Annotated in this window: 20 protein-coding genes and 2 tRNA genes; 8 read left to right on the top strand and 14 right to left on the bottom strand. The window is 30.8% G+C overall.

Features of this window, described 5'->3' with window-relative positions; translation table 11 throughout:
* Positions 1-13: 13 nt before the first annotated feature.
* Positions 14-1486: a S41 family peptidase gene (locus ACQYZ7_RS11260; RefSeq protein ID WP_430729841.1), complete on the bottom strand. Its 1473-nt coding sequence runs from the start codon at positions 1484-1486 to the stop codon at positions 14-16.
* A gap of 79 nt (positions 1487-1565) precedes the next feature.
* A complete protein-coding gene (locus ACQYZ7_RS11255) occupies positions 1566-2348 on the bottom strand; it encodes a carboxypeptidase-like regulatory domain-containing protein (RefSeq protein WP_430729840.1) in 783 nt (260 codons plus the stop codon).
* 223 nt (positions 2349-2571) lie between these two features.
* Between ACQYZ7_RS11255 and ACQYZ7_RS11250 the strand changes: the two genes are divergently transcribed.
* Positions 2572-4290, top strand: coding sequence for a thiol-activated cytolysin family protein (locus ACQYZ7_RS11250; RefSeq protein ID WP_430729839.1), 1719 nt, complete (start codon positions 2572-2574; stop codon positions 4288-4290).
* 249 nt (positions 4291-4539) lie between these two features.
* Here the strand turns inward: ACQYZ7_RS11250 and ACQYZ7_RS11245 are convergent.
* Positions 4540-4625 (bottom strand) — tRNA-Leu (locus ACQYZ7_RS11245).
* Between the two features lie 37 nt (positions 4626-4662).
* A tRNA-Lys gene (locus ACQYZ7_RS11240) sits at positions 4663-4735 on the bottom strand.
* A gap of 107 nt (positions 4736-4842) precedes the next feature.
* On the opposite strand from ACQYZ7_RS11240, the gene ACQYZ7_RS11235 reads away from it, so the two are divergent.
* Positions 4843-5361: a shikimate kinase gene (locus ACQYZ7_RS11235; protein WP_430729838.1), complete on the top strand. Its 519-nt coding sequence runs from the start codon at positions 4843-4845 to the stop codon at positions 5359-5361.
* On the opposite strand, the gene ACQYZ7_RS11230 is transcribed toward ACQYZ7_RS11235, so the two are convergent.
* The gene (locus tag ACQYZ7_RS11230) at positions 5353-5856 is read right to left on the bottom strand and encodes a phosphoribosyltransferase domain-containing protein (RefSeq protein ID WP_430729837.1); all 504 of its coding nucleotides are present in this window, start codon (positions 5854-5856) and stop codon (positions 5353-5355) included. The two genes, ACQYZ7_RS11235 and ACQYZ7_RS11230, sit on opposite strands and share 9 nt — an antisense overlap.
* Before the next feature lie 31 nt (positions 5857-5887).
* Positions 5888-6277, bottom strand: coding sequence for an RNA-binding S4 domain-containing protein (locus ACQYZ7_RS11225; RefSeq protein ID WP_430729836.1), 390 nt, complete (start codon positions 6275-6277; stop codon positions 5888-5890).
* A 79-nt stretch (positions 6278-6356) separates the two neighbouring features.
* On the opposite strand from ACQYZ7_RS11225, the gene ACQYZ7_RS11220 reads away from it, so the two are divergent.
* Positions 6357-7226 carry an FKBP-type peptidyl-prolyl cis-trans isomerase gene (locus tag ACQYZ7_RS11220; protein WP_430729835.1) on the top strand — a complete coding sequence of 290 codons (870 nt, stop codon included), beginning with the start codon at positions 6357-6359 and terminating at the stop codon, positions 7224-7226.
* 74 nt (positions 7227-7300) lie between these two features.
* Here ACQYZ7_RS11220 and ACQYZ7_RS11215 read toward each other — a convergent pair whose 3' ends face one another.
* The 5 genes from ACQYZ7_RS11215 to smpB all read right to left on the bottom strand — a co-directional run bounded on the left by ACQYZ7_RS11215 (position 7301) and on the right by smpB (position 10954).
* A complete protein-coding gene (locus ACQYZ7_RS11215; RefSeq protein ID WP_430729834.1) occupies positions 7301-7912 on the bottom strand; it encodes a porin family protein in 612 nt (203 codons plus the stop codon).
* 114 nt (positions 7913-8026) lie between these two features.
* Positions 8027-8977, bottom strand: a complete 951-nt coding sequence (locus ACQYZ7_RS11210) for a transketolase family protein (RefSeq protein WP_430729833.1) — start codon at positions 8975-8977, stop codon at positions 8027-8029.
* 54 nt (positions 8978-9031) lie between these two features.
* On the bottom strand, positions 9032-9613 hold the full coding sequence (locus tag ACQYZ7_RS11205) for a Maf family nucleotide pyrophosphatase (protein WP_430729832.1): 582 nt from the start codon (positions 9611-9613) through the stop codon (positions 9032-9034).
* On the bottom strand, positions 9600-10496 hold the full coding sequence (locus tag ACQYZ7_RS11200; protein ID WP_430729831.1) for a hypothetical protein: 897 nt from the start codon (positions 10494-10496) through the stop codon (positions 9600-9602). The genes ACQYZ7_RS11205 and ACQYZ7_RS11200 overlap by 14 nt, the downstream gene beginning before the upstream one ends.
* Entirely contained in the window at positions 10496-10954 is a 459-nt protein-coding gene (gene smpB, locus ACQYZ7_RS11195; protein ID WP_430729830.1) for an SsrA-binding protein SmpB, read from the bottom strand. Before smpB ends, ACQYZ7_RS11200 begins: the two co-directional genes overlap by 1 nt.
* A gap of 121 nt (positions 10955-11075) precedes the next feature.
* On the opposite strand from smpB, the gene ACQYZ7_RS11190 reads away from it, so the two are divergent.
* Both ACQYZ7_RS11190 and ACQYZ7_RS11185 read left to right on the top strand, forming a co-directional pair.
* Positions 11076-11711, top strand: coding sequence for an OmpW/AlkL family protein (locus ACQYZ7_RS11190; protein ID WP_430729829.1), 636 nt, complete (start codon positions 11076-11078; stop codon positions 11709-11711).
* A gap of 132 nt (positions 11712-11843) precedes the next feature.
* Positions 11844-12566, top strand: coding sequence for a DUF6503 family protein (locus ACQYZ7_RS11185; RefSeq protein ID WP_430729828.1), 723 nt, complete (start codon positions 11844-11846; stop codon positions 12564-12566).
* Here the strand turns inward: ACQYZ7_RS11185 and ACQYZ7_RS11180 are convergent.
* Entirely contained in the window at positions 12563-13075 is a 513-nt protein-coding gene (locus tag ACQYZ7_RS11180) for a SixA phosphatase family protein (protein ID WP_430729827.1), read from the bottom strand. The genes ACQYZ7_RS11185 and ACQYZ7_RS11180 overlap by 4 nt on opposite strands.
* Positions 13076-13170: 95 nt before the next feature.
* Positions 13171-15774 carry an ATP-dependent chaperone ClpB gene (gene clpB, locus ACQYZ7_RS11175; RefSeq protein WP_430729826.1) on the bottom strand — a complete coding sequence of 868 codons (2604 nt, stop codon included), beginning with the start codon at positions 15772-15774 and terminating at the stop codon, positions 13171-13173.
* A gap of 155 nt (positions 15775-15929) precedes the next feature.
* Between clpB and ytxJ the strand changes: the two genes are divergently transcribed.
* A complete protein-coding gene (gene ytxJ / locus ACQYZ7_RS11170; protein WP_430729825.1) occupies positions 15930-16322 on the top strand; it encodes a bacillithiol system redox-active protein YtxJ in 393 nt (130 codons plus the stop codon).
* Between the two features lie 70 nt (positions 16323-16392).
* Positions 16393-17949 (top strand): DEAD/DEAH box helicase, encoded by a 1557-nt coding sequence (locus ACQYZ7_RS11165; protein ID WP_430729824.1) that lies wholly within the window; start codon positions 16393-16395, stop codon positions 17947-17949.
* A gap of 79 nt (positions 17950-18028) precedes the next feature.
* Here the strand turns inward: ACQYZ7_RS11165 and fahA are convergent, their stop codons facing one another.
* Complete coding sequence (gene fahA / locus ACQYZ7_RS11160; protein ID WP_430729823.1) at positions 18029-19306, bottom strand: fumarylacetoacetase; 1278 nt, start codon at positions 19304-19306, stop codon at positions 18029-18031.
* Positions 19307-19474: 168 nt separating this feature from the next.
* Here fahA and glyA point away from each other — a divergent pair, with 168 nt between their 5' ends.
* A complete protein-coding gene (gene glyA / locus ACQYZ7_RS11155) occupies positions 19475-20749 on the top strand; it encodes a serine hydroxymethyltransferase (RefSeq protein WP_430729822.1) in 1275 nt (424 codons plus the stop codon).
* Positions 20750-20765: the final 16 nt, after the last annotated feature.

Below are 20765 nucleotides of genomic sequence, written 5' to 3'. Positions count from 1 at the left end.
AATATAGTTTTTTTTATTTGTTAAAGTAATGGCTATCAATATACATTTCTTGTTCAAACTTATTAGTAGAGATTTCTATATCAATATGCTCAAAGCTTTTTACCTCATAAGGGGACTTAGCAGATACTCCTCTTATATCATCTAGAGCTGTTTTAAGTACAATTTCATTTTCATCACCAAAAGGTAAGATGTTATCCCAATGTTTCCATTCTTCAATTAAAATATTAGGCTCAAATCCATCACCATAATCATTTTGACCAAGCTTATTATAAATTTGAAAAACAATTGGTTGCATAGCCATTTTATGAGAAGTATTAACACCTTTACCGTCATGAAAAGTATAATCAGTTGTAGGAGAGTCGTATAACGTAATAGAACCTTCATTTTTGCCAACTGTTTTAGTTCCAACTAATTTAACTTCAATAAAAGGGCGTAACCCATTTATAATCATTTCACTAGCTGAGGCTGTACCATTTGAAGTTAAAACATATAACTTATTAATACCAGATAATCTATTGATAGTTTCTTCACTAGTTTTTTTTCCATCAGTTCCATAAATATTTAACGTATTGCTAAAATAATAAGGAGAGTCCTGTTGAGGGTGTTTGTTGTTAAATTTTAACTCAGCGAACTTATCTTTACCTGCTTCTTCATGTATCATACTCGCTAAGTAAGCAGAGGTTTGTACAGAACCACCACCATTAATTCTTAAATCCAATATTAATTCTTGAACACCTGCAGATTTCAATTCAGCAAAAGCAGCATTTAGCTCATCGTTATAAGAGGACCTGAATCCGTTGTAAAGTAGATAACCAACTTTTTTGCCGTTAACGTTGTCAAAAACTTTAGTTAGATGTACTGGGTTATCAGATACTACAGCTTGTGTTATTGCTTTCTTTTCTTTAAGAGTTTTTCCATCTTTCTCCGTAAAATAAAACTCTGCATTTTCTTCATAATAACCATTAAAAACACTTTTATAGTTGGTTATGGTCATTACAGTTCCGTTAATAGCATTTATAATATCACCTCTTTTAAAACCAGCAATATCAGCAGGAGAATTTTTTGAAACATGTTGAATATACATCACAACATAATCAGTAGTACCAACTTGAACTAGTTTAGGTCTAAAACCAAAAGTTTTTGATGTTCCTTGAAATTGCTGCTGCTGTGCAACATAGTCCTCTATAAACCAGGAAAAGTCATCGTTTGCATGTTTAAGACTTTCAAATAAAGAACTAGGAGTACTGTATGAGTTTAAGTAAGTGTAATAATCATTAGTGTTATCATCTTTATTATCTGCTAAATTAGGAACATCTTCTTGCCAATTGTACCATGAGTTCATGGCTTTCCACACAAAGTTATTTTCTTTATTGTTTAGTTTAACTTCATCTACTGGTTCATCCCCATCTTTAGGTATCATTTTATCATCTTTACTGCAACTTAAAAGAATTGTAAATATAAAGGATAGTAATATGAATTTTCTCATTGTTTAAAGTAATTATTTGTTAATCTATAAACAATATAACAGATAAAATATCACTTACCCTATTTTTTTAACAAAAAAATTAATTTTTATCAGGGATTCTATTTCTTTCTATTTTTCCTTTTTTTACTGTTTTATAGTTCTCGTAGCAGTTTAAAACGGCTTCTATGAGTTGTAAATCACTAGCTTTTTTTATAAAGTATTCTGAATAGTTACAGTCTGATAATAATTTATTTAGCTCTGCTCTATCCATTTCTAAATATTCCATCATTACCTCACGATCGAATTTACCTGCTAACATTTTACGTAAGTCATCTTCTTTTTTAAGCTTTTTAAGTTTTTTTAATTGTTTAGGTTTTTTGCCGAAGAGGTTATATACTAAATCAACGGGATTTAACAGTTTAGCTATAGGAGAAGATATTTTTTGAGGTCTTCCAACTTCATATGTTTGTGGTAATCCGTTAATATGTATTCTTGTAAAACGATCTTTTGGAACTTGTTTTACATCAACTTCTAAAACCCCTATTAATTCAGTTGATTTAATTACAACTTCTTTTACTTCCTCGGGTTTTTCTTCTAAAGAAATTACAACTTCATTACCTTTTAAAAGATCATTTGTAATTTTTAGTTTTATTGATGAATACCCTAAATAAGAAACTAATATAGTGTCGTTTGCTTGTGATACAAGGTCAAAGTGACCTTTTTCATTTGTTATGGTACCAACAACGGTATTAAGGTTTAAGATATGAGCTGCACTTAAAGGTTTTTTAGATTCAGAGTCTATTATTTGCCCTTTTAGTTTGTCTTGCGCCTGAATAGACATACTAAGTGCTATTGCTACTAGGAATAATAATTGTTTTTGCATAGAGCGAAAATAAGAATAATAGGTTTTGTACGCGTTAATAATTTGTGAAATTAACCACTATCTAAAGAAGTGTGTATTTACTTGGTGAAAATGTAAATAAATAACAATAGTGTATAGGAAAATTAAAATAAACAAATAAAAAAGTAGGGGAAATGTATTTGAAGTTGTTTAATTACTCCTCGAGGTCTTAATTAGTACAATGTTAAATTTAAAAAATAAATAAATGAAAAATCTAAAAATACTTGGATTAACCCTTTTTTCAATTATTTCATGTCAAAACGACGATTTATTACATAATTCTGAAATAAATTCTAGTAAAGAGCAAATAGCTCAATTTATAACGTCAGATACACCTGATGGTATTCATAATTTAAATATTAGTGAACTGTATAACAACACTTCTTCTAAAGCTAAAGGAGTAGCTGTAGAAGAGAATTGTGTTGATAAAGAAGTGTCATTTACTCAAACAGATTCAGATTTTTTTATTCTAGATGCTAATAGTTCTTTATTATGGCCTGGTAATTTGGTGGCTGCAAGATCTATACAAGAAGGAGCTCCAGTGTCTATACCTATTTTTGGTGAAGATAGAAACCCTGTAGAGGTTAGAGTGAATGTGTTGTCAGGAACATCTGCTTCTACATCAAGAACAATTGAAGAGCCAACACCAGGAAAAGTTCAAGATAATTTAAATTCTATTTTAAATGCTTACTATAAGAGTAAAGCTAATTTCCCTGCTAGTTTTGATATTAGTATTCAAAGAATTCATGATGAAAAACAATTTCAACTTTCTTTAAATGCAGGATATTCTGGACCTAGTGTTAATGTGTCCGGTAGTTTTGGAGTAGATTTCTCTACCCAGAAAACTAGGTATGCAGTTACTTTGAAGCAACGTTTTTTTACAGCTTCAGTGTCTCCTAAAGAAGGTATTATAGGAGGGAATGGATGGTTAAATAATAATGTTTCCCCAGAGAGGTTAAAACCTTATGTTACAGATTATTTAGAGGTAAGTGAAGATCAACAAAACCCGTCTTCTTATATAGAATCAGTAACTTATGGTAAACTATATACGTTAATTTATGAATCTAGTAGTAGTGCTAAAGAAGTTGAAGCAGCATTAAATTTTGCTTATAAATCAGTAGGAACAGAAGTAAATGCTGAATTAGAAGCACGATATAAATCAATTTTTAGTGAGTCTACTGTTAAAGTAAAGCAATTGGGAGGAAATGCTACTTCTGGAATAGCATCATCTTTAGCAGCTATGGCTAATAATTTAGATAGAGTTGTTGATTTTCTGAAAGAAGGAGCAGAGGTGTCAGTTGATAATCCAGGATATCCGATTTCTTATAAAGTAAATTATACATATGATAACAGACCTTTTAAAGTAAGTTCAAATTTAGAGTATACTATCAAAGAATGTGATTTAGTGTATTATGATAAAATAAGAGTAGATCCAACAGATGTAGCATTATATGGAACCGATCATGGAACCAGTGGAGGAGAGCTTTTTGGTAGATTTTATGTAGAAAAGTATGATCAAGAATTAGGAACTTGGTATTTAACAGGGAATAAAATTTACTGGGGATACGGAATTGAAGATCATGTAGGATTAGATTATTATAAATTTAACCAAAAAAGAAGTGTAGCTGATGGAAAAGTAATTGATTTTATGGTAAAAGCAAAAGCTGGTGAACGTTTTAGGATAGTTTCTGTAATAGGGGAATGTGATTCTGGATGTTATGTTTATAGAGATGGAGTAAAGGCTTATAATGAGTATGAATATAATCTTAGTTCAAAAAAATGGGAAGATTATACAAGGCATAATCCGTATGTAGATAATTATACAGTAGGAGATGGTTTTCATAATAAAACATGGAATGGTGTAAGAACAATAGTTCAAGGAGATACTTGTTATTTAGATTATGACACATATATTTTAAACTAAATAATTCAGTACAAAATTTAATGCAAGGAGGCTTTTTAGCCTCCTTGTTTTTTTTATATGAAATTGATATTATATGGATTTGGTTTTCTATGATATTCTAATATTTATGGGCTATTTTATTCCTTATATTTTAATAAATTAAATAGTCTAGATTTGAATACTAATTATAGAGAGTCTTGTTAGAGTTTTTTGATGGAAAACTCTGTAGAAATAAAAAAGCACAATACTTAAAAGTATTGTGCTTTTTTATGGTGCACGTAACAGGAGTCGAACCTGCACTTCCGTTGGAAACAAGCCCCTCAAGCCTGCGCGTCTACCAATTCCGCCATACGTGCATAAACTAAAAAAGTTAAGCATATGCTTAACTTTTTGTGACCGGGCTGGGGCTCGAACCCAGGACCCTCTCCTTAAAAGGGAGATGCTCTACCAACTGAGCTACCCGGTCATTGCTTCTTTGTGAAAGCGGTTGCAAATATACAACTGTTCTTTAAATCTAAAAAGCTTTTTTGTAATATTTTTTACTCATATTTGTAACTGCTTAATTACTAGTTTATGAAAATTATATTATTAGGGTATATGGCTAGCGGTAAATCGACAATTGGACGATTTTTGGCAGAAAAAAAACATATTCCGTTTATTGATTTAGATGAATATATAGAAAAAAAGGAAGGAAAAACGGTTTCTGAAATCTTTGAATTGAAAGGAGAAATTTATTTTAGAAAACAGGAACATGTATTTTTAAAAGAACTTTTAGAAAAAGAAGAAGATTTTATAATATCTCTAGGAGGAGGTACACCGTGTTACGCAGGAAATATGGATGTATTATTAAGCTTTAAAGATGTGAAGTCGGTATACTTAAAAACAAGTATAAATACAATTGTAGACAGACTAAGAAACGAAAAAAGTCAACGTCCATTAGTAGCCCGTTTAAATAAAGAGGAATTAGCAGAATTTGTTGCTAAGCACTTGTTTGAAAGAAGTTATTATTATAATCAGGCTACTTATACATTAACCGTAGACAATAAAAGTATTGATGACACTATAGAAGAGTTACAAGAATTATTAGGTTAAGTAAGCTATTGTTTCATTTGTTTTAAACTCTACAACTACATGTTCTTTAATAGACGTAGATAAAGATATTCCTTTAAAATCAGCTTTTACAGGATACTTTTTATGGTTTCTGTTAACTAACACAGCAGTTTTAAATCGTTTTAAAGGAACTTCTAAAAAGTGCTTTACTCCATATATTAAGGTAGTTCCTGAATTTAAAACATCATCTACTAAAACTAATGCTTTATTCTGGTATTCTTTACTGTTAATAGAAGTAGTGATTGGGGTGATAGGGTTTTTCTTATCGATTGAAACCTTACATAAAGTTATTTTTATGGGAGAAACTTCACTTAAGACAGTAGAAATTTTCTCTGCTAAAAAATATCCATTATCAGCAATACCAGCAATAATAATTTCTGTTTCGTTACTATTACTTTCATAGATTTGAAAGGCTATTCGACGAATTTTTTGTTCAACTTGAGTATTATTTAAAATAATATTGTTCGTGTCAGTCATTTTTGTTTGCTGGTTTAAACTTACTTTAGGATTACAAATTAACATCATTTTTATTAGAATCATCATAATAATCGTCAATATCACGACGATCTTTTTTAGTAGGGCGTCCCGTTCCTTTTTTACGATAGTAATCTTTGGAGTACTTTAGTAATTCTGTCTTTTCAAACTCTTCTTTAGGAGTTACATCTTTTCTGTATAAATCAACTAATTTAGCACCTACACGACTAGGAGGAATGTCTAAAACTTTTATTTTATAGTTAATTTGGTTTTTTCGAATAGTTATTTCTTCATTACCAAATATTTCTTTAGAAGGTTTAAGATTAGTTCCCTCTATTTTAACATGTCCCTTTTTACAAGCATCTGTGGCAATACTACGGGTTTTAAATAAGCGAATACACCACAAATATTTGTCAATTCTCATATAAAAAGTTAATTTTTATCGTTTCATTTTTTACAAAGGTATAAAAATGGTAAATTGCGCGTTAAAATTTCAGAATTAAATGATAAAATTTAAACATCTACTTTACACTGCCATAGTAGGTACTCTTTTGTATGCTTGTGGAAGTGATAGCAACTCACCTGTTGATAATTTTGACCATGAAGCACAGGCTATAATTGATAACGACTCGTTGGTTGTGTTTTTAAAAAATAATTATTATAATGAAGCCTTAGACTCGGTGAAGCCTATTACTAATGGGGAAACTCCATTATTTGATGATGATAAACTAGTAACTAAGGAAGTAACTGAAAATGATATAAATTATAAATTATATTATTATGTAAATAGTATTGGTGACCCTGATGAAGATAAAGGTTTTCCTACAGTAATGGATTCTGTTTATGCTAAATATAGAGGACAAAGAATAGTTAGAAAAGATAGTTTAAGTCCTGATTTTGATAAAAACACTGCTTGGTTTTCTTTAAATAATGTTATTAGAGGTTGGACTTATAGTTTTGTTCATTTTAAAGGAGGAAATAATGTAACTAATGGCGGACCTATTAACTATGAAAATGGAGGGAAAGGAATTTTGTTTATACCATCTGGATTAGCTTATGCCAATAGAGGAACAACTACTATAGCACCTAATTCTATATTACTTTTTTATATTGAGTTATGGGATTTAGTTCTAGATACTGATGACGATCAAGATGGGGTAGCTTCCATTAACGAAGATCCAGATGGTGATGGAGATCCTAGAAATGATGACACAGATAAAGATAATATTCCTAATTATTTAGATACCGATGATGATGGGGATGGAGTTTTATCTAAAGATGAGGATAAAAATGGAGATGGAAATCCAGCAAATGATTTTAGTGATCCTAATAAGCCTAACGTACCTGATTACTTAAATAGAGATATTTTTTAGAGTTTAAAAAATACATATAAAAAAACCGAAGTTTAATAAACTTCGGTTTTTTTATATCTAAACTTTAAAATGTTTTAGAACCTGTATGACAAGCCTACAATAATTTGATTAACGCGGGTATCGAAATTTACATTTCCTACATTAGAATCTACAAACTCAGCTTCTGTGTCAGATAAAGCTCTTTCCCAACGTACATCTAAACCTAATTTACCAAGTTCTACACCAGCACCTAATTGTAGTCCTACAGAAAACCCATCAGAATCTACTTGTTTAAGGTCCTCAATATCAAAATCAGAATCTAAAATATACTGAAAAGAAGGTCCTGCAAATACATGTCCTATTTTTAAAAAATTTAAACCTAATAAAACAGGGATATCTATTTTTTGTATTTCATAAGTAGTTGTTTTAGCAGTAAAACCAGCAGGCTCATAAGAAACTTCGTTGCTTAGTTGTGTATATACCAATTCAGGTCTAATATATAAACCGGTAGCAGGTAATTTTATGCGTAACCAAGCACCAGCATGAAAACCTGTTTTACTTTTGGCTCCATTAAAGACATCGTCTTTTACATCAGAAAAAGAGTCTGAATTGTAGTTAATACCACCTTTAATACCACCTTGTATTTGACTTTGCGCTAATTGTGAACCTCCAACTAGAAGGCATAAGATAAAAATTACTTTTTTCATTTGTTATTAATTTTATACTATTATTATTGGGTTAAATATTTGTTTTTTACATAAAAAAATACATCACTTTAAACCTTAAAAGTGATGTATTTATTGTTTAGTTGTTTATGTTTTTTATTTTCTAGAAATAACTTTCTCGACTGCTTTTACTATAGCTTCGTCATTTAAACCATACTTTTTCATTAATTGATCTGGAGTAGCAGATTCACCAAAACTATCATTTACCGCAACAAATTCTTGTGGAGTAGGGGTGTTAGTTGCTAAACAACGAGCAACACTTTCTCCTAAACCTCCATATTTGTTATGCTCTTCCGCAGTAACTACACAACCTGTTTTAGTAACAGATTTTAAAATAGCTTCTTCATCTAATGGTTTAATAGTATGAATGTTTATTACTTCAGCAGAAATACCTTTAGCTTCTAATTGCTCAGCGGCTTGTAAAGCTTCCCATACTAAATGACCAGTAGCAACAATAGTTACATCGTTACCCTCGGTAAGTTGAATAGCTTTACCTATTTCAAAAGGTTGATCAGTCATAAATACCGGCACTTTTGGACGACCAAAACGTAAATATACAGGTCCTTTATGTTCAGCTATTGCTAAAGTTGCAGCTTTTGTTTGGCTGTAATCACAAGTGTTTATAACAGTCATTCCTGGCAACATCTTCATTAATCCAATATCTTCTAAAATTTGGTGTGTTGCTCCATCTTCACCTAAAGTTAATCCTGCGTGAGAAGCACAAATCTTTACATTTTTATCAGAATAAGCAACTGATTGACGAATTTGGTCATAAACTCTACCAGTTGAAAAGTTAGCGAATGTACCTGTAAAAGGAATTTTTTCTCCAATAGCTAATCCAGCTGCAATTCCTATCATGTTTGCTTCAGCAATTCCTACTTGATAAAAACGCTCAGGATGATTTTTGGCAAATTCATTCATTTTTAATGAACCAGTTAAATCTGCACATAAAGCTACAACATTAGGATTTGTTTGTCCTAATTCTGTTAAACCATCACCAAACCCAGATCGGGTATCTTTTTTTTCTGTGTAAGTATATTTTTTCATCAGTTTGTGTTGTGTAAATACGCGTCAAAAATAATCTTTTATATAGATGTAAAGCTACAATTTTGATAATTCTTTGTAAAGTTTATGAACAGGAAATCCCATCACATTAAAATAACTTCCTTCAATTTTTATAATTCCTATTTTACCAATCCATTCTTGAATACCATAGGCTCCAGCTTTGTCAAAAGGCTTATAAGTGTTTATGTAATAATCAATTTCTTCGTCTAATAATTCTTTAAAGCTAACAATAGTAGTATCATTCACGGTTTTCTGAAATGATTTACTAGTAATACATATAGAGGTAATAACTTCGTGTGTGGTATTTGATAATTCCTTGAGCATTTGAAATGCTTCCTCGTAGTCTTTAGGTTTTCCTAAAGCTTTGTTATGTATCCATACGATAGTGTCCGATGTTATTAATAACTCATTTTCTTTTAAACCTTTTTTAAAAGGGGTAGCCTTAAGATCGGCTAAATAGTCAGTTATTTCTACATGGTTTAGCTCTTTTGGGTAGATTTCTTCTACTTCCTTTGTTTTGATAGAAAAAGGAATATCTAAGCTTTTTATTAATTCTTGTCTTCTAGGAGAATTTGAAGCAAGGATAATAGAGTATTTTGATAATTTAGTTGATAACATATTTAATATAGTAAGCTATGGTAGGAACACTTAAGAGGGCAAAAAAGAAGTTTAAGTAGCTAATTTTATGCAATATTTGGTAATCTTTAGTTTCAGAAGCTATCATTAAACGGTAAATAAAGTATAGCTCAGGAATTGTTCCTAATAACATAATGGTTGAAAAAATGAACTTATTTTTAATAAAAGCAATTGCTATAGAAAACACAAAAAAACAACCTATTATAGAGAGCATCAAAGCTATATTTTTAGCTCTTTTCCTGCCTAGTAAAACAGGTAAAGTGTTTTGTTTGTTTAAGTTGTCTTGATTTACGTTAATAATATCAATAATTATTTCAATAACGATATTACTTAAAAAAGAGACAATTACGTAACCAATAGTTATTAATTGTAGGTCGTAAAAAAGTTCCCATTGCTCTATAGATAAATTAAGAGGAAAATCAAACCACCATAGTGTAAGTAAAGCAAAAGGTTTTAGGAAAGAGGTAACAATGTTACTAAAAAAAGTTTTTTGAGTGTTATTTTTAGAATATAGATATACAATAACAGGGCAAACAATAAATATAAGCCCATACCATGGTTTATTTACTTTTATAGATAGAGATAAGCCTACTATAATACCTATAAACATTAAGTAAAAAGATGCTTCTTTTACTTTTTGTAAAGGGAATCTAGTTTTTTTTTGTGGACTTCTGAAGAAAAAACTTGTTAGGTAACCAGACGCTAATAAAAAAGCGCTAGAAATAGATAATAGTCCTAAATCAAGAAAAGAAAGGGTAGTTTTAAAGCCATAGCCGTGTAAGAAAGAAAACTTAAATAAGAATAAAATAAAAATAAAATATAAAATCTTCTTCCACTGTATGATATTAAAAAAAGTATCATTCATTAATTATAAGCCTTTTTAATCCTGGCTAAATCACGTTTACTATCACGGTCTTTAATATTTTGTCTCTTATCATGGGTTTTCTTTCCTTTCGCAAGAGCAATATCTAATTTAGCCCAACCATTTTCATTAATGAATAAACGTAAAGGAACAATTGTACTACCTTTAGCTTCAACTTCTCTTTCAAGTTTTTTTAATTCACGCTTATTTAGCAATAAACGGCGTTCACTTTTAGGGTTATGGTTGTAATGATGTCCAAAGGCATATTCTTCAATGTACATGTTCACTACAAAAAGCTCTCCTTTATCATTAAACTCACAAAAACTTTCGGTAATTCGAGCTTTGCTTTGTCGTATTGATTTTATTTCAGTACCAGTAAGTTGAATTCCTGCTGTGTATCTATCAAGTATCTCGTATTCAAAACGAGCCTTTTTATTCTGTATGTTAATCTTTTTTTGCATAAATAGAACACAAATATAACTATAATTTTAAGTTGTTAAATAAAATTGTTAAGCTATGATTAAAGTCATGTTTTTAGGGAAGAGTGGAATGTAATTTTGCTTAAAATTTAAACTTATAATCATGAAAAAAATTATATTAAGTATTGTATTAGGAACGTTGTTTTTTAGTAATGTAAATGCACAGGAGACTTCTAAAAAAGATGATTTTAAAAAATGGCAAGCGCGTTTTAGATGGGTAACTGTTTTACCAAACGAATCGGCAACAATTGGTACTATTGGAGGTGATGTTGAAATAGGTGAAAACTTTATTCCTGAGCTTGATTTTACCTACTATTTTACTGAAAATATTGCAGCTGAATTAATTTTAGGAACAACTAACCATGATGTAAAAGCGGTAAATACAGCCTTAGGAAATGTTAATTTAGGAGATGTTTGGTTGTTACCTCCAACATTAACGCTACAATACCATTTTAATATAAGTGATTTTAAACCTTATGTAGGAGCCGGTGTGAATTATACTATTTTTTATAATGCTGACCCAGGTACTGTGGTAGATGTAGATTATGAAAATAGTTTTGGATATGCACTTCAACTTGGTTTTGACTATGACCTGGATGACACTTGGTTTTTAAACGTAGATGCTAAGTATATTGGATTAAGTACCGATGTATCTGTAAATGCAGGTGTAGCAACAGTGCCAGCTGAAGTAGATATTAATCCATTACTTATTGGTTTTGGTGTAGGTATGAGGTTTTAAAAAATAAATTTCATTATCTTTTATAGAGCTACATAATTGTAGCTCTATTTTTTTTGTGTTAAACTTAACAATTAAAATTAAAGAATACCTGTAAATTTGTTTACGATTTAACGATCAAAACAAACAAATTTTATGCGATATTTATACATTTCACTACTATTACTAGTTGTTTCATGCAAGCCAAAATTTACTGCCCAACAAATAATAGATAAGTCAATAGAGTATTCTAAATTAAATGAAATAGGAAACGCTACAATTTCCTTTAACTTTAGAAAAAATTATTATAAAGCAACTAGAAGTAATGGTACTTTTGAATTAGTTAGAACTATAAAAAATGACTCAGCAACAATACAAGATGTGTTATCGAATGAGAATTTCAGACGCTTTGTAAATGATAGCTTAGTTGAACTAACAGAAAAAGATAAAAATCGCTATAGCAATTCTGTGAATTCGGTTCATTATTTTTCTGTCTTACCTTTTGGGTTAAATGATAAAGCAGTTCAAAAAAAATTATTAGAGCCTGTTACTATAAAAGGAAAGGAGTATTATAAAATTAGAGTCACTTTTGCAGAAGAGGGCGGAGGAGAAGATTTTGATGATGTGTTTATATATTGGTTTGCAAAAGATAGTTTTCAGGTAGATTATTTAGCGTATAAATATCATACAAATGGAGGAGGAGTACGTTTTAGAGATGTAAAAGAGGAAAAAATAGTAAACGGAATCCGTTTTGTAGACTATAACAATTATAAGCCTTTAAATAAGGATATTGATTTTTATACTATTGATGAATTATATGAAAACGGAGCGTTGAAAAAACTATCAGAAATTGTTTTAAATGATATTAAATTAAACTAATCAATTTTTAACATTTTAGAGGATATTTCTTTCTTATCAGAAGATATTTTAACCGAAATAACAAATACACTAGAGTTATCATTTTCATCCATTTGCTCGTATTTTTTTAGATTTAAAATTTTGTTAGCAAAAGAAGGAGTAGTGTTACTATGACCAACTATTAAAACAGATTTTCCTTTTGTGTTTTTCTTAAAATCATCATCGTACATCTTATTTGGATCATAAATGGTGATTTCTAATTTTTTACTTTTTGCTACTGGTGTCGCAGTTTGTATTGTTCTATTGTAATTAGTAGAATATATAGCATCTAAATGAATGTCTTCAAAATAATTTTTCCATTTTTCAGCTCGCTGTTGTCCAGTTACGTTTAAGTTCGGGTTTTTATTTGTTTGACCTGTTCTATCTTTTTCAGCATGACGAATTAAATAATAGGTAGAGTTAACTTCTTTTTGTGAGCAAGAAATTAATGTGCTAAAAGCAAGAATACAACCTAAAAGATATTTTTTCACGATAAGTAATTGTTTTGAAGAGCCAATATAATTAAAAATAAAAAGCGATGCTTTTTTAAACACCGCTCTCTATAAACTAACTATAAAATAAATAGTTAACTTTCTATTAAATCAGATTGATTTCTAAATACCAATTCATTATCAAAAGCGTCTAGTAAAATAATACTATCAGTGGTTACTTGTCCTGATAAAATTTCTTTAGATAATTGATTTAAAACCTCTTTTTGAATCACTCGCTTTACAGGACGTGCACCAAATTCTGGTTGATATCCCTTTATAACTAAATAAGCAATAGCTTCATCAGTAGCATCAAAAATTATGTTTTGTTTCGCAATCATCTTTTTAACACTATTCAATTGTAGTTTTACAATTTCTTTAATATTCTCTTCGGATAGTGGAGTAAACAAAATAATATCATCAATTCTGTTTAAAAACTCAGGTCTTACCGATTGTTTTAACAGCCCTAAAACTTCTGTTTTTGCTAAATCCATAGTTGTATGAATATCACCTTTCATATTATCAAATTTTTCTTGGATAATATGACTCCCCATATTAGAGGTCATAATAATAATGGTGTTTTTAAAATCAGCAACACGACCTTTATTGTCAGTTAATCTACCTTCATCTAATACCTGTAGTAAGACATTAAAGGTATCAGGGTGCGCTTTTTCAATCTCGTCTAATAACACAACTGAATATGGTTTTCTACGAACAGCTTCTGTTAATTGCCCACCTTCATCATAACCTACGTATCCCGGAGGTGCTCCAACCAACCTGCTTACGGAATGACGCTCTTGATATTCACTCATATCAATACGAGTCATCGCATTTTCATCGTCAAATAAATATTCAGCTAAAGCTTTCGCTAATTCTGTTTTACCAACCCCAGTTGTTCCTAAGAACAAGAACGAACCAATAGGTTTATTTGGGTTTTGTAATCCTGATCTAGAACGACGAACCGCATCAGAAACTGCTTCAATAGCTTCTTCTTGGCCAACTACACGGTTATGTAATTCACCTTCTAATTTTAATAACTTTTCACGCTCTGATTGTAACATTTTAGTTACAGGAACTCCCGTCCATTTAGCTACAACTTCAGCAATATCATCATAAGTAACTTCCTCTTTAATTAATGCATTCTCACTTTGATTCGCTAAGATTTCTTGTTGTTTATCAAGTTCTTCTTGTGCATCTTTTATTTTACCATAACGTAACTCAGCTACTTTACCATAATCACCATTACGTTCTGCTTTCTCAGCTTCAAGTTTATAGTTTTCAATATCAGTTTTTAAACTCTGAACGGTATCTACAATGCTTTTTTCTGATTGCCATTTAGCATTAATTTCATTGCGATCTTCCTTTAAATTGGCTAAATCGGCATTTAAAAATTTTAATTTAGTTTCATCATTTTCACGCTTAATCGCTTCAATTTCAATCTCTAACTGCATGATTTTACGATCCAGTACATCTAATTCTTCTGGTTTTGAATTGATTTCCATACGTAGTTTAGAAGCAGCTTCGTCCATTAAATCAATAGCCTTATCTGGTAAAAATCGATTGGTGATATAACGTTGTGATAATTCTACAGCCCCTATAATAGCTTCGTCTTTTATACGAACTTTGTGGTGTGTTTCATATTTATCTTTAATACCACGTAAAATAGAAATAGCACTTTCTGTATCAGGTTCGTCTACCATTACTTTTTGAAAACGACGTTCTAAAGCTTTATCTTTTTCAAAATATTTTTGATATTCATCTAGTGTCGTTGCACCAATAGCTCTCAATTCACCACGAGCTAAAGCAGGTTTCAAGATATTAGCAGCATCCATTGCACCTTGGCCACCACCAGCACCTACTAAGGTGTGAATCTCATCAATAAAAAGCACGATATCTCCTTCAGACTTTGTAACTTCTTTTATTACAGACTTTAAACGTTCTTCGAACTCACCTTTGTATTTTGCTCCAGCAATTAACGCTCCCATATCTAAAGAGAAAATTTGTTTTTCTTTTAGGTTTTCAGGAACATCACCACGAATAATTCGGTGTGCTAAACCTTCTGCAATAGCTGTTTTACCTGTACCGGGTTCACCAACTAGAATAGGGTTGTTCTTTGTTCGACGAGATAAAATTTGTAATAAACGTCTAATCTCTTCATCACGACCAATAACTGGGTCTAGTTTTCCGTCTTGTGCTAATTTATTTAAGTTTTTAGCATATTTATTTAAAGAATTGTAAGTTTCTTCAGCGCTTTGTGACGTAACACGATTTCCTTTGCGTAACTCCTCAATGGCTACTTTCAAGCTTTTTTCAGAAACACCTTGATCTTTTAATACTTGTGCTATTTGACTTTTAGATTTAAAAATAGCTAGAATTAAATGTTCAATAGAAACGTATTCATCGTTCATTTTTTTAGCAATGATTGAAGCTTCATTTAACGTTTTGTTAGCTTCGCGAGAAAGCATTAAGTCAGCACCTGTAACTTTAGGAAAGCTTTCTAGTTGCTTATCTAACACCTGTTGTATAACATCAATATTAATGTTTAACTTCTTTAGTATGAAAGGAAGTACATTTTCATCGACTAAAAGTAAGGCTTTGAAAATGTGTTCATTTTCTATAAGGTTGTGACCATAACTTTGCGCTAATTGTTGTGCTTGCTGTATGGTTTCTTGTGATTTTATTGTATAATTGTTAAAATTCATATCGTTTTTATTTTTCTCAATAAAAGTCAAAATCAGTACCAATTGATTTTTTAAAGAAGAAAAAGACATTTTGTCTTTTAAAATGAGTTTTTTTATGACTTTTTGACTGGTATTGTGGTGATTAAGAATAAATATGTTATTAAAGTAAGGATTTTATGGGAGTATTAAGTACTATTTTTGGAAGAAAAGAGACAAATAAAGGAGAAGAGGAATCGTTTATCAATTGGATTCCATTAACTTCATTAGAGCAAATAAAAGAGATAAAAGAATTATCGAAAAAAGAACCAGTAGCTATTTTTAAGCATTCAACAAGATGTGGCATTAGCAGTATGGTAATTAAGCGTTTTGTAAACAGTTTTGATGAAGAGCTAAAAGACTTTAAAGTGTATTATCTTGACCTACTTAGTTATAGAGACATTTCTAATGAAATAGGATACACTTTTCAGGTTTTACATCAATCTCCTCAGTTGTTGGTAATTAAAAAAGAAGAAGTGATTTCACATGCTTCTCATTATGATATTGCTCGTATTGATTTGAAAAAAATCTAAAAAAGATGCCATTTTTAATGGGATTTCCTTAAATACCTCGTATTTTTGCATATTTCAAAATTATAGAGATTTGAGTAACGAAACAGCGACTTCACAACCAAAGAAAGGAAAAAATCTATACGATTATCAAAAAGAAGCATTGTACAAAATTTTCAAAAGTTTTGAGAATGCTCCCGAAAATTACCATTTACTTTATCAACTACCTACAGGAGGAGGAAAAACAGTTATTTTCTCCGAAATTACACGTCAATACTTAAAACATTATCAAAAGAAAGTATTGATAATGACTCACCGAATAGAACTATGTAAGCAAACAGCAAAAATGCTTAAAGAGTTTGGTGTAGTAAATAAAATTATTGATAGTAAAGCAAGTTTAGAGGACCAAGATGAGTTTGATTGCTTTGTGGCCATGGTTGAAACCCTAAACAATCGTTTAAATGACGATATGTTAGATATTTCAGACGTTGGTTTAGTAATTATTGATGAGGCTCACTATAACTCATTTACTAAACTATTTAAGTTTTTTGATAGATCTTTTATACTAGGGGTAACAGCAACTCCTTTAAGTTCAAACATTAAGCTTCCTATGAAGGATAATTATGACGAACTTATTGATGGGGAAAGTATTGGAGCCTTAATTCAAAATGAATACTTAGCGAAAGCAAATATTTACTCTTACAATGTAGGGTTAACTTCGTTAGAAGTAGGAGCAAATGGAGATTATACAGTAAAATCATCAGAAGATTTATATACAAATACCGATATGCTTTCTAAGCTTCTACAAGCTTATGAAGAACGAGCAAAAGGAACTAAAACTTTAATTTTTAATAATGGTATTAATACATCATTACATGTGTATGATACCTTTAAAAGAGCAGGATATCCAATTGCCCATTTAGATAACACGAATACTAAAAAAGAACGTGATTTTATTTTAAAGTGGTTTCATAAAACACCCAATGCAATTATTACTTCGGTTAGTATTTTAACAACAGGATTTGATGAGCCTACAGTAGGATCTATTATATTAAATAGAGCTACGAAGTCTTTAACGTTGTACTATCAGATGATTGGTCGTGGTTCTCGTATTTTACCAGGAAAATCAGAATTTAATGTAATTGATTTAGGAAACAATTTCCATCGTTTTGGACCTTGGGGAGCTGATTTAGATTGGCAAAAAATGTTTAGAGCACCAAATTTCTATTTAGATAACTTATTATCTGATGAAGAAATAGAAAATGAATTTAAATATGAACTACCAGCGGATGTAAAAGCTGAGTTTGCAAATTCTAAAGACTTATACTTTGATGTTAAAAAAGTATATAGAGATACTATACAAGGAGGAGAGTCATCAAAAAGAGTATTAGAAAAATCAATAGAGCATCATGCTGAAATGTGTGTTGAAAACAGCGAAGATGTTTTTGATGCGTTGATTTTAGCTAAAAAATTAGGAGGAGATATTGATGATAGAATTTATAGGTATTCAAAATGTATATCAAAAAGCACACATAATTTTATTGACTGGTTACAAGATGATTATCGTAAAAAATTAAACAGTTATTTACGAAGTAATTTTGATGAAGTTTATGAACAAATTCACGGTCATCCACCACCAGAAGAAGAATAAAATAGAAATTAAATTATAAAAAAAAATCCAGTTCAATTGAACTGGATTTTTTTTTATAATTATTTTTTGATTAAAGTGTTTATTTAGCAGGTAATACCTTACCTGAACATTCACCAAAACCAATTCTAACTTTATCATTCTTAGAGTAACCACGCATAATAACGGTATCGTTATCATTAATAAATTTACGCTCGCTACCATCGTTCATTTTAATAGGATTTTGACCTCTCCAAGTCAATTCTAACATTGATCCAAAACTATCTTGTGTAGGTCCAGAAATAGTACCACTACCCATCATGTCACCTGCATTAATAGGACATCCGTTTACAGTATGATGCGTTAATTGTTGTACCATTGTCCAGTACATATATTTAAAGTTAGAGTTACAAACTACAGTTTCTTCCTTACCTTCAGGTTGAATAGCCATTTGTAGATTGATGTCGTAACTATCATTACCTTCTTTTTTCAAATAAGGTAATGGTTCATATACTTGTTCTGGGTTATCAACTCTAAAAGGTTCTAAAGCATCTAAAGTTACAATCCAAGGAGAAATTGTTGAAGCAAAACTCTTCCCTAAGAAAGGTCCTAAAGGAACATATTCCCATGCTTGAATATCACGAGCAGACCAGTCATTAAATAATACCAATCCGAAGATGTATTCTTCTGCTTCTTCTATAGGAATTCTATCACCTAAATCATTAGCAACGGTAGTAATGAATGCCATTTCTAATTCAAAATCTAATAATTTTGAAGGTCCAAAATTTGGTTTAGTTTCTCCTTCGTTAGGGCGTTGTTGCCCAATAGGACGACGAATAGGAGTTCCAGATGGTATAATTGAAGAACTTCTTCCGTGGTAACCAATAGGAATTTGTAACCAGTTTGGTAATAAAGCATTTTCAGGATCTCTAAATAAGCTTCCTACATTGGTTGCATGTTCTTTACTTGCGTAAAAATCTGTATAATCTCCTACAGAAACAGGAAGTTGCATTTCAACTTCATCCATTCTAAAGATTATTTTGTCTTTGTGCTCAGCATTATCTCGTAGCTTACTGTTTTTTACATCAAAAATATCAGCGATTCTATTACGAACTAAACGCCAAGTTTTGCGTCCGTCAGCAATAAAATCATTTAAGGTGTCTTGTAAGAAAATATCGTCTGTTAACGGAATCCCATCAAAATATCCTAATTGATGTAAGGCACCTAAATCAATCGCATAATCACCGATTCTAGTACCAATCGTTATAATATCATCTTTTGTAAGAAAAACCCCAAAAGGTATGTTTTGAATAGGAAAATCTGAGTTTTCAGCTACAGTTAACCAAGACTTTCTATTCGGGTTATTAGCAGTTATTTCCATTTATTGTTTTTGTTATATTTTCATCAAACCTACATATTTTTTTCAATTTACCCCAAAAAGATGAGTAAAAAAAATGCTAAAGTATTTTTGTAGATACTTCTTGCAAAATCGATAAAATTTGAAGAATAAAATTAGTACTTTTGGCTACTTTATGTAACAACACACAACATGCGAAAAGATCATCAAATATTTGATTTAATTCAAGAAGAAAAAGAACGTCAATTACACGGTTTAGAGTTGATTGCTTCTGAAAATTTTGTAAGCGACCAGGTAATGGAAGCTCAAGGATCAGTTTTAACAAATAAATATGCTGAAGGATACCCCGGTAAACGTTATTATGGAGGGTGTGAAGTAGTAGATGTCGTGGAGCAAATTGCCATTGATAGAGCTAAAGAATTATTTGGAGCTGAGTATGTAAACGTACAACCTCATTCTGGAAGTCAGGCAAACACAGCAGTTTTTGCAGCTTGTTTAAAACCAGGTGACACTATTTTAGGATTTGATTTATCTCACGGAGGTCACTTAACACATGGTTCGCCAGTAAACTTTTCAGGAAAACTATACAATCCAGTATTTTATGGAGTAGTTAAAGAAACTGGACATATTGATTACAATCATTTAGAACAACAAGCAAAAGAACATAAGCCTAAATTAATTATTGCAGGGGCTTCAGCGTATTCACGTGATATTGATTTTAAAAAGTTTAGAGAAATAGCTGACAGCGTTGGTGCTATTTTAATGGCTGATATTTCACACCCAGCAGGATTAATAGCGAAAGGAATTTTATCTGATCCATTACCACATTGTCATATTGTTACTACCACAACTCACAAAACGTTACGTGGACCTCGTGGAGGAATGATTATGATTGGAAAAGATTTTGAAAACCCATTCGGATTAAAATTAAAATCAGGAAAATTAAAGAAAATGTCTACGTTGATTAATTCTGCGGTATTCCCAGGAAATCAAGGTGGACCATTAGAGCACGTTATTGCTGCAAAAGCAATTGCTTTTGGAGAAGCGTTAACAGATGAATTCTTAGAATACCAAATTCAAGTAAAAGAAAATGCACAGGCAATGGCGAAAGCATTTGTAGCAAAAGGATATGAAATTATTTCTGGAGGTACAGATAACCATTGTATGTTAATTGATTTACGTAATAAAAAGATTACAGGAAAAGCTGCTGAAGATGCTTTAGGTAAAGCAGATATTACAGTAAATAAAAACATGGTTCCTTTTGATACTGAATCACCATTTGTAACTTCAGGTATCCGTGTAGGTACAGCTGCAGTTACTACACGTGGTTTAAAAGAAGACGATATGGAAGTAATCGTAGACTTGATTGACGAGGCATTAATGAATGCGGAGAAAGAAGAAGTATTAGAAACAGTAGGAGAGAAGGTATATGACTTAATGCATAATAGACGTTTATTTATTATGTAGAAGACTATGTCTTCAA

The sequence above is a fragment of the Tenacibaculum sp. SDUM215027 genome (assembly GCF_050566205.1).
In the GTDB taxonomy this organism is placed as follows: Bacteria; Bacteroidota; Bacteroidia; order Flavobacteriales; family Flavobacteriaceae; genus Polaribacter.
Note: the sequence above shows the minus strand (reverse complement) of the source record. Positions and strands in the feature narration are given on the sequence as shown.